The sequence below is a fragment of the Paraburkholderia sp. BL18I3N2 genome (genome assembly GCF_003001875.1).
Lineage (GTDB): Bacteria > Pseudomonadota > Gammaproteobacteria > Burkholderiales > Burkholderiaceae > Paraburkholderia > Paraburkholderia phytofirmans.
Map to the genome: position 1 here is coordinate 256,521 of NZ_PVNC01000001.1, position 15,201 is coordinate 271,721.

The window sequence follows — 15,201 nt, forward strand, 5'->3', positions numbered from 1 at the left end:
CAAACCCGCAGTGATCGAAGAAATCCGGTCGCGCGCCAAAGGCGTGGCGATCGGGAAAATTGCCTCTCCGCACCCATTGCGTCAAGGTACGTTTTACCTGCGGTTCGGTTTCATTTCGCGGCGTCTCGTCGACTCTGCCCAAGCCTCCGCGTAACATCCAGTCTCACGCCGCGAAAAGCCTGCTGCTTGGGCTTTCGGCGCGTCGTCTCACCTTCCGCCGGCACACCGCTACGTGCGAGAATCGCGCTACATTAATTGCGTGGTGATCGTTAGCCATCCGTCGTATCAGGCACCGCATTTGCAATAGCGGTCCGCACGAATATGACCCGCCGCGTCGAGGAGATCGCGTTGAAAGAGCCGGACCGCTTCATGTCGGATGCATCGCCCGCCGGCTCGGCCGCGCCGTCCTTCCTTGCCGGCGGCGGCGAACTGGGCGCGCTGATCCGCGCCTACGACTGGACGCAGACAGCGCTCGGCGCTCCCGACACCTGGCCACAAGGCCTGAAGATCGCGATCCGCATCATGCTCACGTCGCGTCAGCCGCTTTGGATCGGCTGGGGCGACGAGCTGCTCTATTTTTACAACGACCCGTATAAATCGATCATCGGCGGCAAGCATCCGGTCGCGCTTGGTCAACCGACCCGCGTCGTGTGGCGAGAAATCTGGACTGACATCGAGCCACTTCTGGATACGGCGCTGGCGGGCGCCGAGGGCATCTTCGTCGAACAGAAGCTGCTCATCATGGAGCGCAACGGCTTTCCGGAGGAGACGTATTACACCTTCTCGTACAGCCCCATTCCCGGCGAGGACGGCGAACCGGGCGGGATCATCTGCGCCAACAGCGACGACACGGCGCAGGTGGTCGGCGAACGGCAACTGGCGTTATTGAAGGAACTGGCGGCGGTGAGTCCGGACGGCCGCGACTGGTGCGAGGCCTGCGAACTCAGCGCGCGTGCGTTGCAGGCGAATCCGCAAGACCTGCCCTTCGCCTTGCTTTACGCAGCCGAACCCGGCAGCGACACGGTCACACTGGTCGGCGCGTGCGGTATCGAGCCGGGCCATCCGGCGGCGCCGCAGACGATGCGCGTCGGTGAATCGCTCTGGCCGATCGCCGACGTCCTCGATATCCAGGCGCCGCAGATCGTGCGCGACTTGACGCGGCGTTTCGGCACCGCATTGCCGAGCGGTCCGTGGCATCTCGCGCCGGAGCAGGCGGTCATCCTGCCGGTGTCGGCCGGCAGCGAGTCGACGCAAACAGTGCTGCTGATCGCCGGCCTGAATCCTTGCCGCCTTCTCGACGACGCCTACCGCAGCTTCCTGAACCTGGTTGCCGGCCAGATCGGCGCGGCGATCGGCTACGCGCAGGCGTATGAAGAAGAGCGGCGGCGTGCGGAGGCGCTGGCCGAAATCGATCGGGCGAAGACCACGTTCTTCTCCAACATCAGCCATGAATTCCGCACGCCGTTGACGCTGATGCTCGGCCCGCTCGAAGAACTGCTCGCCAGGCCGCAGCCAGCCGCGAACGGTGATAACGCGCAGACACGCAGCGATATCGACGACCGCGCGCTGATCGAAATCACGCATCGCAATGGCTTGCGCCTGCTCAAACTCGTCAACGCGTTGCTGGATTTCTCGCGGATCGAGGCGGGGCGCATCGAGATTCACACGCAGCCCACCGACATCGCGTCCTTCACGGCCGAACTCGCGTCGCTGTTCCAGTCCGCGATCGAGGCGGCCGGCCTGCGCCTCGACGTGGAGATTCCGGCTACGCCCGTGGTCGTGCAGCTTGACCGCGACATGTGGGAAAAGGTCGTGATGAACCTGCTGTCGAACGCGTACAAGTTCACGTTCTTCGGCACGATCCGGGTCGCGGTGCGCGCGGTCACAGGCGGCGTCGAGGTCAGCGTGACGGATAGCGGCATCGGTGTCGCGGAAGAAGAAGTGCCGCGTCTCTTTGAGCGCTTTCATCGCGTGGCGGGCGCACCGGGGCGCTCGGTCGAAGGCAGCGGCATCGGGCTCGCGATGGTGCAGGAACTGGTGAAGCTGCACGGCGGTACCGTGCGGGTCGACAGTGTGCTCGGCGAAGGCGCGTGCTTTACCGTTTCGCTGCCGCGCGGTGCCGTGCCGTCCCAGCGCGAGGACACAGGCGTGCATGCCACCATGAGCAAGCACGCGCGCAGCTATGTCGATGCCGCGTTGCGCTGGAGTCCGGAGAACGAGATCGTGGACGGCGCGTCGATCGAAACGGCCTCGGCCGGCGAGACGTCGCCCGAGGCTGCGCCGGCCGCCGCCGCGCGGCTGCTGGTCGTCGACGACAATGCGGACTTGCGTGAGTACATGAGCCGCATATTGCGGGCGGCGGGCCACGACGTGCGGCTCGCGAGCGACGGTCAGGCGGCGCTCGAAGCCGCGCGCGCGGAGCCGCCCGATCTGGTGCTCTCCGACGTGATGATGCCGCGCCTCGACGGCTTCGGCCTGCTGCGCGCACTGCGCGCCGATCCGGATTTGCGCGACACGCCGGTGCTGATGCTGTCGGCCCGCGCGGGTGAGGAAGCGCGCGTCGACGGGATCGAGCATGGCGCCGACGACTATCTGACCAAGCCCTTCTCCGCGCGCGAACTGCTGGCCCGCGTGTCGGGCAACCTGCAACTCGCGCGCTTGCGTCGCGAGACCGAGATGAAGCTGCGCGAGGAATCGCGCACGCTGGAGATCCTCAACCGCGTCGGTTCCACGGTGGCGGCCGAACTCGATCTGAAGCGCGCGGTGCAGATCGTGACTGACGCGGCTACCGAATTGACAGGCGCCGCGTTCGGCTCGTTCTTCTACAACGTGCTCGACCAGAAGGGCGGCAGCTACATGCTGTACACGCTTTCCGGCGTGCCGAAGGAAGCGTTCGAGCGGTTTCCCATGCCGCGCAACACGGCGGTGTTCGCGCCGACGTTCGAGGGCGAAGGCATCGTGCGCGTCGACGACATCACGCAGGATCCGCGCTATGGCCACAACGCGCCGCATCGTGGCATGCCGGACGGTCATCTGAAGGTGCGCAGCTATCTGGCCGCGCCGGTGCAATCGCGCGGCGGCGAAGTGGTCGGCGGCCTGTTCTTCGGTCACCCGGAGCCCGGCGTGTTCACCGAGCGCGCCGAGCGGATCGTGGCCGGCATCGCGGCGCAGGCGGCGATCGCCATCGACAACGCGCGCCTGTATCAGGCGGCGCAAACCGAAATCGCCGAGCGCACCAAGGCGCAAAGCGCATTGCGCGATCTGAACGAAACGCTGGAGCGCCGCGTGATCGAAACGGTGGCGGACCGCGACCGTCTGTGGGAGCTGAGCGAGGATCTGCTGGTCGTGGCCGATATCGAGGGCCGCTTGCAGCGTGTGAGTCCATCGTGGAGTACGGCGCTCGGTCATAACGTGCATTGGCTCATGTCGCGTTCCTATGTCGATCTGGTTCATCCCGATGACCTAGAGACGGTCCGCACGCACCTGGCCGAACTGCGCAGAACGGGCGTGCCGGTGCGTTACGAAAACCGCTTCAAGCGGATCGACGGCACGTGGCGCTGGGTCGCGTGGACACTCGCGCTCGATCCCGACACGGCGCGCATTCACGGCGTGGGCCGCGACGTCACCGCTGATAAGGAAACCACCGAAGCGCTGCGGCACGCCGAAGAAGCGCTGCGCATGGCGCAAAAGATGGAAGCGATCGGCAAGCTCACGGGCGGCGTCGCGCACGACTTCAACAACCTGCTGCAAGTGATCGGCGGCAATCTGCAGCTGCTGGCGAAAGACGTCGCGGGTTCGGAGAAGCCCGAGCAGCGCGTGCGCAATGCGCTGGCGGGCGTCGCGCGCGGCGCGAACCTCGCCTCGCAACTGCTCGCGTTCGGGCGGCGTCAGCCGCTCGCGCCGAAGGTCGTCAATCTCGGCCGCTTCGTGCGCGGTCTCGACGACATGCTGAGACGCGCGCTCGGCGACGGCGTCGAAATCGAAACGATCGTGTCGGGCGGCTTGTGGAATACGCTGGTCGATCCGTTCCAGGTCGAGAACGCGCTGCTGAATCTGGCAATCAACGCGCGCGACGCCATGAACGGCCACGGCAAGCTCACGATCGAAGCCGGCAACGCCGCGCTCGATGACGCCTATGCCAAACGCAACGCGGAGGTCACGCCGGGCCAGTACGTGATGCTGGCGGTCACCGACACGGGCGCCGGCATGTCGCCGGAAGTGCGCGAGCGCGTGTTCGAACCGTTCTTCACGACCAAGGCCGAAGGCCAGGGCACGGGCCTCGGCTTGAGCATGGTGTATGGCTTCGTCAAGCAATCCGGCGGCCATGTGAAGATCTACAGCGAAGAAGGCCACGGCACCACGATCCGCATCTATCTGCCGCGGGTGCGTCAGGAAGAAGACCTCGAAACGAATATCGAAGCCGGTCCCGCCAAGGGCGGCACGGAAACGATTCTCGCGGTCGAAGACGACGAGGAAGTGCGCACGACCGTGGTCGAAATGCTCTCCGATCTCGGCTACCGCGTGCTGAAAGCGAAAGACGCGCAAAGCGCGCTGGCGATCGTCGAAAGTGGCGTGCCGATCGACATGCTGTTTACCGATGTGGTGATGCCCGGCCCGTTGCGCAGCACCGAACTCGCCCGCAAGGCGCGCGAGCGGTTGCCGGCGATCGCGGTGCTGTTCACGTCGGGCTACACGGACAACGCGATCGTGCATTCAGGGCGGCTCGATGAAGGCATCGAATTGCTCAGCAAGCCCTATACGCACGAAGCGTTGGCGCGCAAGGTGCGCTACGTACTGCAAGCGCAGAATCCGCAGGCAGCCGAAATCGCCGCGGCCGAGCAGCATCTTCTCGAGATCGATCCACCCATGACGCCGGATGGCGCCGATAGTTTCGTCACTCAAACGCGGCCGCGGATTCTGCTGGTGGAAGACGACGAACTGATTCGTGTGAGCACTGCCGAATTGCTGCGCACGTTCGACTTCGACATTCTGGAGGCCGAAGGCGAGCATGATGCCAAGCAGATTCTCAGCGAACACGCGATCAGCGTGATGTTGACCGACGTGGGGCTGGCGGGTAAGTCGGGCATCGATCTGGCGCTCGACGTATGTCGCGAGCGGCCTGATCTGCGCGTGATCTTTCTGACCGGCTACGACCTCGTGCTGACGCCGGCGCAGCGCGCGGTCTTGCCGCACGCGATGCTGCTGCGCAAGCCCTACGATCCGCTCGATCTCATCGATGCGCTGAAAACGCCACTGCGCTAAACCGCGCTGCGCGCGGCCGGCGTTGCCGGCGCGCCAGCGGGAAAGTGCGCGCTCGCGCTAGAATTCCCGGAGACCGCCACAACTGCTGGTTCCACCGGAATTCGCCGATGACCACACCCGTCAACAACGTCGACGCCGCGCTCCTCACGCGGCGTTCGATTCGCGCCTTTCTGCCCACGCCGGTGCCGCGCGCCGATATCGAAGCCATTCTTGAAGCCGCCAGCCGCGCGCCGTCGGGCACCAATACGCAGCCGTGGAAGGTCTGCGTGGTGACGGGCAAGTCGCTGGCGCGTCTCTCGCAGGCCTTGCTCGACGCTTACGACCACCCGCAACGCGACGCGCTGTACCAGGAGGAGTATCCGTACTATCCGCATCGATGGGTGTCGCCGTACATCGACCGGCGCCGCAAAATCGGCTGGGATCTGTATGGTTTGCTCGGCATCGAAAAGGGCGACAAGGCGCGCATGCACGAGCAGCACGCGCAAAACTATCGCTTCTTCGGCGCGCCGGTGGGCTTGTTCTTCACCATCGACCGGGTGATGGAGCGCGGCAGTTGGCTCGACTACGGCATGTTCCTGCAGGCGATCATGACGGCCGCGCGCGGGCGGGGTCTCGATACGTGTCCGCAAGTCGCGTTTACGCCGTTTCATCGGGTGATTGCTGAGCAGCTCGGCTTGTCGCCTGAAGAGCAACTGGTGTGCGGCATGTCACTCGGTTTCGCCGACGAAAACGCTTTGGTCAACACGTTGCGCACCGAGCGCGAACCAGTCGAACGGTTCACGCGATTTCTCGATTGACGGCGCTTGATCGCAATCGAGGCAAGTCCCCACTTTCCATCGGACCCATATGAAAACATCGCGTCGCCATTTTCTGCTGCTGGGCGTGAGCGCGGGCTCCGCGCTCATGCTCACCCGTGGCGCCTTCGCCGACACGGCAAATACACTCAGCGAATCCGATCCGAAGGCCCAAGCCGTCGGCTATAAAGAGGACGCGTCCAAGGTCGACAAAGCGAAGTTTCCGGGCTACGCCGCCGGACAAAGCTGTGCCAACTGCTCGCTGTTCCAGGGCAAAGCCAACGACGCATACGGCGGATGCACGCTGTTCGGCGACAAGCAAGTCGCCGCCCGCGGCTGGTGCAGTTCGTACTCGAATATGTGAATGGCAAGAGGCGGCGCGCGCTCCGGTTTGTCGCGCGCCGCACTTACATGCGGTCAACTTAACGCGCTCAGCACCAGTTCGTACGAATGGCCGATCCATACGGCTGCGTCGCGATGATCGCGTAACGCATCGCCGGTATTGGGGTGCAGGAAGATATCCAGCGCGCCGTGATTGAGCGTGAGCCAGCCGACCACGTCGGCGAACTGCGATTGCGTGAACGCGAGCTGATACGACCACATGGGATGCGGTCCGACCGCGCGCTCGTGAAAGCGGCCCAGTTGCAGTGCGTCGCCCCAGTGCGCGTCGATCTGCTCGCGGAAAGTCCATGCGGCGTCGCGGCTGCCCGCGTCGAAATACACGTGGGCGTGCCAGCTCGTGATGGCGGAGATGTCGCGAAAGGTCATATCAAGTCCGTTGCGTATCTGTCTTTATCCGACATTCATTCTGCTTCAATTTCCGCCGACGCGCGCGGCGTGCGCCTCATGTGAAACTGTCTCTCATCTTCGCCGACGATCTCGAAGCCGAGGCGCTCGTAAAGGCGCTGCGCGGGATTGCCTTTGAGTACCTTGAGGGTCACCGGCAGTGCGTCGGCCTGCGCGGCGCGCAACACCGTGTGCAGCGCGCGTTCGCCGATACCGCGCCCTTGCAGCGCAGGCGCGATCTGCAATTGCACGACGACCCACTCGGCGTCGGTGCGATGCGCTTTGAGCAAACCGGCGGGCGCGCCGTCGATGCAAATCACGCGGGCTGTGTCATAACGATGCAGCAGACGCGCGCGATGCTCGGTATCGTCCGACGGTTCGCCGACGCGCGCCAGGTGCTCCGTCATGGTCGCCTTGCGCAGCTCGAATAGAAAGGCCTCGTCCGTGTCCAATGCCGGGCGCAGGGTGAAGACAGGTTCTTGAACGGACATGTTGGTAGCGTTTTCGGCGTGCCGGCGGCCAGTAAGAATGGTCGTGAATTGTCGCGCCAGCAGCGCTTTTTTACCACGCGGTTATGTTTGTGGCTCTCGAATTTGCCAGTCGCCGGTCGTGCCGATGCCGTCGTCATAGGGTCTGTGCTGCGACGGATTGGTGCGTTACCGCGTGCGTTGCTTCAGGCGCGCTCGGCGTTTGCGGTGTGCTGGCGGCCTGGTGCGGACTATTCGCGTTGTGTTCGCCGCTATTCGCACGACACGTTTTTCGTTCATTGGCATGCGCTTTGCTTTTGCCTCACTCGCGAATTGCTGGCGCGTGCGGGTTTGAAGGTCGAACCGCCGATGAACGACGCCAACCTGGCAGAACAACGAAAATGCTGAATACGAAACCACTTACGGTCACGCACGGGGTCGACGGCGACGCGATCACGCTCGTCTTTTATCCCGACACCGGTTGTCTGCGCTTTGCCGATGCGCGCGGCATGTGCCACGAGCTTCGGCCGCCGCATTCCTGGTTCGCGCTGTCGTCCGCGTCGCGAGGCGTGCGGCGCGGTACGCAAGCCATGACGGAAGGGTTGAATGCGCTGCTGCACGAGTTCCGCGCGAAACGTCCGCGCTGGTCCGGCGCGCATGCTTCCGCCAACCGACAGTGGTCCAGCGCACAGTGAGCCTGGCCGTGGCGCGATAGCGTGCATTGATCAGTCGAAAGAACTCGACGCGTGTTTCGCATCTGTATTCAGTTTTTTTCGGTGTCGTTCGTTCAACACGGCGAGCGGTTTAACGAACTTTGCGAGGTGGGCCATGGAGATTATCGAATTTGAACCAAGCGTCTCGGCAGACGGACGCACGGTGATTTTCCAGCTTTCGACGCGAGGCCGGGACCTCGAGTGCGCCGTCACGCGTGAGGCCCTGGAGCAGCACTTCTGGCTGCAACGCGGCGCGGGCGAGGAACGTGTCCTGAAGACGTTTGCCGACGGCCGCAAACGCATCACCGCTGTAGCGGAAAGAAAACTGCTGGCGCGTCCGGGCGAAAAAGTGCTGCTGACGATCAGCGATTTCGTTGCACGCGGTTGAAGAGATCACGCTGCGCGTCGTGCAAGCTCACATGCGCAAAGATCGGCGAGCGACGGTGACGGTGCCGTCGCTCGCGTCGTTGCCATTCCGATCCGCGCATTTCTCGGCTGTGCAGCCGAGGTCGTCGACGACGATCCGGCCCGCTCGATAACCGCATGTTTTGCAGCGACGGCGCAGGCTGTCCGCCGCTCACCTCTGCCGAAACCGGCCTGTTACACCGATCCGCCAAACTGGCCTGCCAAATCCCTTCGCTTCGCCCAATTGCATTCGCACGTGCCGGAATACACTGTTTTCCATGGAGCGACAAATCACCGAGCCCCATCGACGCGGTCTTCCCCCCGCGTTGTTTTGAACCGTACCGTTGATGGCAGTTTGCCGTGGTTGTCGAACGCGGCAGGGCAGTAAAGCAGTAGGTAGTAGAAGCAATGCAAACGGCGCGCGATCCACGTAATTTGCGCGTGAATCAGCAGGGGGTTGCAGTCAGGCGATGTTGAAGGCGAAGGACCCGACTGTGATTGCAGTGTGCAGTTCTGAAACGAATGATTTTGCAGCAGCAGTATCGGCAGCACCTTTTTATTTGTCGTGGTATTTCACGCAGCACGGTTTTATTTGCAGTGGCAGTCCAGGCAACACAGCTTCAGCAGGTGTAGTTCAAGTAACAACAGCTTTGCGAGTTTGCGGTGGTTATATGTCGGCGAGCATCCACGCGCGAGTTCGACTGTTTCATCCTGTCAGGCCCTGTTCCCTCGCGGGAACAGGGTTTTTTTTCGTCGTGACACGCGACGCGACTTGTAATCGGCAAGTTCGAACCGATATCCCAACGTCGCGCTGCGCGCCACGCTTTTGGCGGAATCGAACAACCGGCGGGTTGCGTAGTGTGAGATGCTGCGTACAAACCGGACTTGAAGTCCGTTTAAGTCTGTCTTAATAGTTGCTTGCCATGATGGCTGCACAGACTCACATCAGGGCCTGTCAAGCCGCCGGCGTATCGGCGGCGTTTGCCACCGGAGCAAAAGAATTCGGTGGCGAAGCCGAGAGTTAGAGAAGGAGGTTCAACCGATATGTCCAGTAAATCGCGAGTCCGCAAGCACAACCAGTCGGCCATGTCCCCGTTGTTGCGCGCGCTGACCTATAGCCGCACCGCTCATGAGCCGGTTACGTCGGCGATGCTCCTGCAGTGCTATACCGCCCTCGATGCATTCCGGCACGGCCACGGCTCGCGGAATCTGCATATGACGTTGAGCCGGCATTTGCTGGTGTCGCAGGAACTTGCGCGCCTTGGCCTCGGCGAAGACGTTCTGTCCGACATCGAAAACGCACACGCCGCGATGGTGCAGCTCGATATGCGTGAACACGACGAAGGCGCGTGGGTATTGCAAGACGGCGAATACGCCCGTTTGTGCACGGCGTTGGCGATTCTCGACGGACAACTGTCCGTGGCATCGCTGAGCGAGATCGCGAGCGCGGAAGCGCGAATGATCGAAGGATTGATGAGGTCCGCGCAGGTGCAGGCGATTGCGGAAGCTACGGTCTAAGCCGACCGCACGCGTTTCTCCTTTTTCATACGCGCAAATGAAACGCCCCGTGGGGCGTTTTTTTCATTCAACCGCGGCGACGTAGCAAGAGAACGGCGCTAATCGTCGTGTGCCGTCGAAATGCTTTAAGGCAGCGCTACAGTACCGCCCAATAAAAAATCTCCCCATACGCGCGGATATTACGAGTCTCCGTAAAACGTCCAATGGGCCGCCGCGCCAATGCCGGATCAGGTTTGCCGGAGGCTTTCATGCTTGTTAGACTGCCTCTCGCCAGCCCACCGCACGCGCGTTTTTGCCTTGATACGCCTCCAGGGCGTTCACATCCGCGGCGCGATCAAAATCGGAGACGCCATGTCTTATATGCTGCTTATCGTCGAACCCCCGAATCAACGCATTGAACGCGGCGAAGCCGCGGGCCGCGAAGTCTACGATCAGATGGTCCGCTTCTCCGCCGATCTCAAAGCGCGCGGCAAACTGGTCGCGGTCGAATCGCTCACGTCCTTGAACGACGCCGTGCGCGTACAGGTGCGCGACGGTCAGCCGAAATTGCTCGACGGCCCGTTCGCCGAAGCCAAGGAAATGGTCGGCGGGTTCTTCCTTCTCAATGTCGAGACGCGTGAAGAAGCCGTGGCGATTGCCGAAGCCTGCCCGGCCGCAACGTGGTGCACGGTCGAGGTCCGCAAGCTCGGCCCCTGTTTCCTCTAGCCGATTCGCGCATCGACGGCATGTGGTTTCGGGGTTTTCCCTGGCGGATCGGCAAGTGTGTCGATCCGGCCGCGCGTTGTTCGTCGTGTGAGTAAAGAAGCCAGCCACGGGCGCGGCTCTCCCTCATACAACGATAAGGATTCACGGCGATGCGATTCATGATCCTCGTAAAAGCGACCGCTGCCAGCGAAGCCGGCGAGATGCCGGACGCGTCCCTGATGGCCGCGATGGGCGCGTATCACGAAGAATTGGCCAAAGCCGGCGTGCTGCTCGACGCCACCGGCCTGCAACCGAGTTCGAAAGGCTGGCGCATTCGCTACAGCGGCGGCAAGCGCTCGGTGGTCGACGGGCCGTTTCCAGAAACCAAAGAACTGATTGCCGGCTACACGCTGATCCAGGTGCGCTCGCGTGAAGAAGCCATGGAATGGGCGCGGCGCTTTCCGCCGCCCTTCGGTGACCAGGCGGACGGCGAAATCGAGGTGCGTCAACTGTTCGAATTCGACGACTTCGAACCCGGCGCGGAGTTGGAGCGGTTCCGCGAACTGGACGCCGGCAAACGCTGAAGCGCAAACGCAAAGCGCGCGCCGCTCCGGCTCTATCGAAGGGATTCATCATGCTCAAGACCATACTGATCGCCGTGGTCGCGGCCGTGGGCCTGTTGCTGGCCTACGCGGCGACCCGGCCCGGCAGCTTTCGCATCGAACGCAGCGTGCGCATCCAGGCGCCGCCGGAGCGGATTTACTCGCTGATCGACAATCTCCATCAATTCAATTTGTGGAATCCGTTCTTGCGTAAAGACCCCGCGACCCAAGGCACGTATAGCGGCACGCCGAGCGGCAAGGGCGCGCGTTACGCGTGGCAAAGCGAAAAGGTCGGCGTGGGGCAAATGGAGATCGTCGATACGGCCGTGCCCTCGAGCGTGACGCTCAACCTCGATTTTTTGAAGCCGTTCGAAGCGCACAACATGGCCGAATTCACGTTGAAGCCTGAAGCGGGCGCGACTGAAGTGACCTGGGCGATGCATGGACCCGCGCCGTTCATGTCGAAGCTGATTCAGGTTTTCTTCAGCATGGACAAAATGGTCGGCAAGGATTTCGAGGACGGCCTGAACAATCTGAAAACGCTCGCCGAGGCGAGTTGAACACGGCGCAGGGCGTTCCCGCCGCGCCCTGTCCACAACCGATCATTGGACTTCGTCATGCATAAGCAGATCTACGTCAATCTCGCGGTCGATAATCTCGAACGATCGAAAGCCTTCTTCAGCGCGATCGGTTTGAGCTTTGAACCACAATTCACAAACGAACAGGCGGCGTGTCTGATCCTCGGCGATAACATCTACGCGATGCTGCTGGTCAAGGACCTGTTCAAGTCGTTCACGCGCAAGTCGCTGTGCGATCCGAAGGAAAGCACGGAAGCGCTGGTGGGCCTGTCGTGCGAAAGCCGGGCGGAGGTGGATGCGCTGGTCGCCAAAGCGCTCGCCGCCGGCGGCACCGTACCGCGAGCGCCGCAGGACTACGGCTTCATGTATGGGCACGGCTTCGAGGATATCGACGGCCACATCTGGGAGCTCATTTACATGGACCCGAACGGCAAGGCGGCGGGCTGAAGCTGTGACCACGGCAGCCACCCACCGTGCCATCGAGGCAGTCTGGCGGATCGAATCCGCCAAGGTCATCGCCCACGTCGCGCGGATCGTGCGCGACGTCGGGCTCGCCGAGGAACTGGCGCAAGACGCGCTGGTGTCCGCGCTCGAACATTGGCCCGACGCGGGCGTGCCCGACAACCCGGGAGCATGGCTGATGGCGACCGCAAAGAACCGTGCCCTCGACCGCCTGCGGCAGGAAGCGCTGCATGCCCGCAAGCGTCAGGAGCTAGGTCACGATCTCGACGCGATGGAGGCGCATCTCGTGCCCGATTTCGTCGATGCCCTCGATGCCGCCCGCGCCGACGATATCGGCGACGATCTGCTGCGGCTCGTATTCACCGCGTGCCACCCGGTGTTGTCGACCGATGCGCGCGTCGCGCTCACGCTGCGCCTGCTCGGCGGCCTCACCACGGACGAAATCGCGCGCGCGTTTCTGGTGCCGGAGCCGACCGTCGCACAGCGCATCGTGCGGGCCAAGCGCACGCTGTCGGCGGCCAAGGTGCCGTTCGAGGTGCCGCAAGCGGACGCACGCGCGCCGCGGCTCGCTTCGGTGCTGCAGGTCATCTATCTGATTTTCAACGAAGGCTATTCGGCCACGGCCGGAGACGACTGGATGCGCCCGGCGCTCTGCGAGGAAGCGCTGCGGCTTGGCCGCGTGCTGAGCGGTCTCGTGCCCGACGAAAGCGAAGTGCATGGGCTCGTCGCGCTGATGGAGATTCAGGCCTCGCGCACGCATGCGCGCACGGATGCGCAAGGCCGTCCGGTGCTTCTGCTCGATCAGGATCGCAGCCGCTGGGATCCGCTTCTGATCCGTCGCGGACTGGCTGCGCTCAACAGCGCGCATGCGCTGGGCGGCGCGAGCGGCCCGTACGCGTTGCAGGCAGCGCTCGCCGCATGTCACGCCCGTGCGCGTCGCGCAGAAGATACCGACTGGGCGCAGATCGTCGCGTTATATGACGCGCTGTCGCAAGTGGCGCCGTCGCCGGTGGTCGAGTTGAACCGCGCGGTGGCGGTCGGCATGGCGTTCGGTCCGGCGGCCGGTTTGGAGATCGTCGATGCACTGGCTAGCGACGCCGCGCTGGCGAACTATCACTGGCTGCCGAGCGTACGCGGCGATCTACTGGCGAAGCTCGGACGCGTGGAAGAAGCACGCGCCGAATTTGAACGGGCCGCTGGGATGACGCGCAATGCGCGCGAGCGCGAGTTGCTGCTCGAACGCGCGCACGGTATGGCGCATTGAGCGCAGCGCGTTAAACGTTATAACCGCTACCGGATCAACTGACGCACGCCTAGCGCGACGATCAACCCGCCGCATACGCGGTCGATCCACGCCTTCCAGCTCCGGTACGCGATCGCAATACGCTCATGCGACAAGGTCAGCGCGACGAATCCGTACCAACTGCTCGCGACCACGCACACCATGCCGAGCATCGCCACAAACGTGCCGACGCTGACATGCGCCGGCGCGGCGGACGAGAACACGGCGGCGAAAAACGCCATCGACTTTGGATTCGCGATGTTGGTCGCGAAGCCTTGCGCGAACGCTTGCCGGAAACCGCCCGCCGTGGCATTCACGCTGGCGGCCGGTTTGCCCGCCGACGCGTTGACGATCAGGCGTCCGCCGAACCAGATGAGATAGCCGGCGCCGGCCAGCTTCACCGCCAATGCGAGCCATGGAAAAGCCGTGAACACGATGCCGACGCCGAGAATCGCGCAGCTTGCCCAGAACAGATTGACCAGCACGATGCCGCCGACCATCGCGAGTGCTTCGACGCGCGTCGCCGACGCAGCCTTGTGCGCGACCGCAACGAAGTTCGGCCCGGGAATCACCACGCCGGCCACATACACAGAAAAAACGCCAAGAACCGCGGATCCGTCAACCACGCTGTACTCCTTCATTCGCGGCGTGCGGCGCACTACCCGGCGCACGCCGCTTCGCTCATCAAGCCGAGAAGAGCGCCAGCGCGCCGGTGATCACGCCCGCGCCAGCCACGACGAACGAGAGATTGCGCAGCCATTTCTTGCGCGTCAGCAACGTGATCGCGCACAGAGCGATCGCCACCTGAATCAGCGTGGTGGCCTGTGCCCAGCGATGATGGCCGTGCAGCAACGCTTCGCTGCGGGCGTCGTTATCGACGACTTCCTTTTCGATCGCTTCGGCCTTCGCGCGGATCGGCTCTTTCTGCTGCTTGTATTTGTCGACGTCGGCGAGAAATTTCGCATGCGCGTCCGTGTTGCCGGCGGACAGCGCCGCGCCGAGTTCGGCGAGATTTTGCTTCTCGCCCTTCGCCTGGTAGTAGTTCCACTGGTTCGACGCTTCGGTCTTTTTGATGGCGGCTTCGTTCTTGTAGTACAGCGCGAGATTTTCGCTGTTGCCGCTCTGGTACGCGCACAGCGCGCCGATCGTCGCGAGAATGGCCGTGATCACGGCCATGCGGCTCGCAAAGGGATCCGCGTCGTGATGACCGGCATGTTCCACGGCATGGTCGTGCGGACCATGCACTTCATATTCTTCAGGCATCTGATTCTCCGAGGCAAAGCTTTTCTTGTCGTGCGCGGGCGACGCACGAGGCCGTCGGGCTCAATCTTAGCGTGTGACGCAGGGGGACGGAGAAGTTGCCTCTGGGAGACGCGGCCGCGGCGGCGTTTTATTCGAAAACCACGCGCAACTCAACGCGAGCGGGGCGCGGCCGCAAGATGTGAGTCAATGAATGCCCGACGCCAGCCACGTCCGCACCAACGGAATCATATGTTCGCCGCCGAGCATGCCGAGCAGCCCGACCAGCGCGACGGTCGGCGGCGCGGGCGACTTCACGTCCATCACGCTGTAGAGGAGGCCGACCAGCACACCGGCGGCCAGCGAGATCAAATACGCTTTCATGACTGTTCTATCCAGGTGAGAGGCG

General features: G+C 63.2%; 16 protein-coding genes. 11 read left to right on the forward strand and 5 right to left on the reverse strand.

The genetic code is table 11. The annotated features are described in order from the left end of the window. Positions 1–321: 321 nt before the first annotated feature. From B0G75_RS01155 to B0G75_RS01165, 3 genes are all read left to right on the forward strand, one after another. Complete coding sequence (locus B0G75_RS01155) at positions 322–5,262, forward strand: response regulator (protein WP_106299852.1); 4,941 nt, start codon at positions 322–324, stop codon at positions 5,260–5,262. Positions 5,263–5,369: 107 nt separating this feature from the next. After that, on the forward strand, positions 5,370–6,059 hold the full coding sequence (locus B0G75_RS01160; RefSeq protein WP_106299854.1) for a nitroreductase: 690 nt from the start codon (positions 5,370–5,372) through the stop codon (positions 6,057–6,059). A gap of 49 nt (positions 6,060–6,108) precedes the next feature. Continuing rightward, positions 6,109–6,420 carry a high-potential iron-sulfur protein gene (locus B0G75_RS01165; protein WP_106299856.1) on the forward strand — a complete coding sequence of 104 codons (312 nt, stop codon included), beginning with the start codon at positions 6,109–6,111 and terminating at the stop codon, positions 6,418–6,420. A gap of 53 nt (positions 6,421–6,473) precedes the next feature. On the opposite strand, the gene B0G75_RS01170 is transcribed toward B0G75_RS01165, so the two are convergent. Next, positions 6,474–6,824 carry a DOPA 4,5-dioxygenase family protein gene (locus B0G75_RS01170; RefSeq protein ID WP_106299858.1) on the reverse strand — a complete coding sequence of 117 codons (351 nt, stop codon included), beginning with the start codon at positions 6,822–6,824 and terminating at the stop codon, positions 6,474–6,476. A 35-nt stretch (positions 6,825–6,859) separates the two neighbouring features. Next, entirely contained in the window at positions 6,860–7,333 is a 474-nt protein-coding gene (locus B0G75_RS01175; protein WP_106299860.1) for a GNAT family N-acetyltransferase, read from the reverse strand. A gap of 377 nt (positions 7,334–7,710) precedes the next feature. Between B0G75_RS01175 and B0G75_RS01185 the strand changes: the two genes are divergently transcribed. The 8 genes from B0G75_RS01185 (at position 7,711) to B0G75_RS01220 (ending at position 13,535) form a co-directional block, all read left to right on the forward strand. Next, complete coding sequence (locus B0G75_RS01185; RefSeq protein ID WP_106299864.1) at positions 7,711–8,004, forward strand: hypothetical protein; 294 nt, start codon at positions 7,711–7,713, stop codon at positions 8,002–8,004. A gap of 133 nt (positions 8,005–8,137) precedes the next feature. Further along, positions 8,138–8,410, forward strand: coding sequence for a DUF1488 domain-containing protein (locus B0G75_RS01190; protein ID WP_106299866.1), 273 nt, complete (start codon positions 8,138–8,140; stop codon positions 8,408–8,410). Between the two features lie 1,061 nt (positions 8,411–9,471). Continuing rightward, positions 9,472–9,945 carry a hypothetical protein gene (locus B0G75_RS01195; protein WP_106299868.1) on the forward strand — a complete coding sequence of 158 codons (474 nt, stop codon included), beginning with the start codon at positions 9,472–9,474 and terminating at the stop codon, positions 9,943–9,945. A gap of 351 nt (positions 9,946–10,296) precedes the next feature. Further along, positions 10,297–10,650, forward strand: a complete 354-nt coding sequence (locus tag B0G75_RS01200) for a YciI family protein (RefSeq protein ID WP_012428896.1) — start codon at positions 10,297–10,299, stop codon at positions 10,648–10,650. A gap of 149 nt (positions 10,651–10,799) precedes the next feature. Then, positions 10,800–11,213, forward strand: coding sequence for a YciI family protein (locus B0G75_RS01205; protein WP_106299870.1), 414 nt, complete (start codon positions 10,800–10,802; stop codon positions 11,211–11,213). Between the two features lie 50 nt (positions 11,214–11,263). Beyond that, positions 11,264–11,791 (forward strand): SRPBCC family protein, encoded by a 528-nt coding sequence (locus tag B0G75_RS01210; RefSeq protein WP_106299872.1) that lies wholly within the window; start codon positions 11,264–11,266, stop codon positions 11,789–11,791. 57 nt (positions 11,792–11,848) lie between these two features. Beyond that, the gene (locus B0G75_RS01215) at positions 11,849–12,256 is read left to right on the forward strand and encodes a VOC family protein (protein ID WP_106299874.1); all 408 of its coding nucleotides are present in this window, start codon (positions 11,849–11,851) and stop codon (positions 12,254–12,256) included. Positions 12,257–12,260: 4 nt separating this feature from the next. After that, on the forward strand, positions 12,261–13,535 hold the full coding sequence (locus tag B0G75_RS01220) for an RNA polymerase sigma factor (protein WP_106299876.1): 1,275 nt from the start codon (positions 12,261–12,263) through the stop codon (positions 13,533–13,535). 26 nt (positions 13,536–13,561) lie between these two features. Here the strand turns inward: B0G75_RS01220 and B0G75_RS01225 are convergent, their stop codons facing one another. From B0G75_RS01225 to B0G75_RS01235, 3 genes are all read right to left on the reverse strand, one after another. After that, a complete protein-coding gene (locus tag B0G75_RS01225; RefSeq protein ID WP_106299878.1) occupies positions 13,562–14,179 on the reverse strand; it encodes a LysE family translocator in 618 nt (205 codons plus the stop codon). Positions 14,180–14,237: 58 nt separating this feature from the next. Next, complete coding sequence (locus B0G75_RS01230; RefSeq protein ID WP_106299880.1) at positions 14,238–14,816, reverse strand: DUF4337 domain-containing protein; 579 nt, start codon at positions 14,814–14,816, stop codon at positions 14,238–14,240. A gap of 183 nt (positions 14,817–14,999) precedes the next feature. Next, positions 15,000–15,176: a DUF1427 family protein gene (locus tag B0G75_RS01235; RefSeq protein WP_106299882.1), complete on the reverse strand. Its 177-nt coding sequence runs from the start codon at positions 15,174–15,176 to the stop codon at positions 15,000–15,002. Positions 15,177–15,201: the final 25 nt, after the last annotated feature.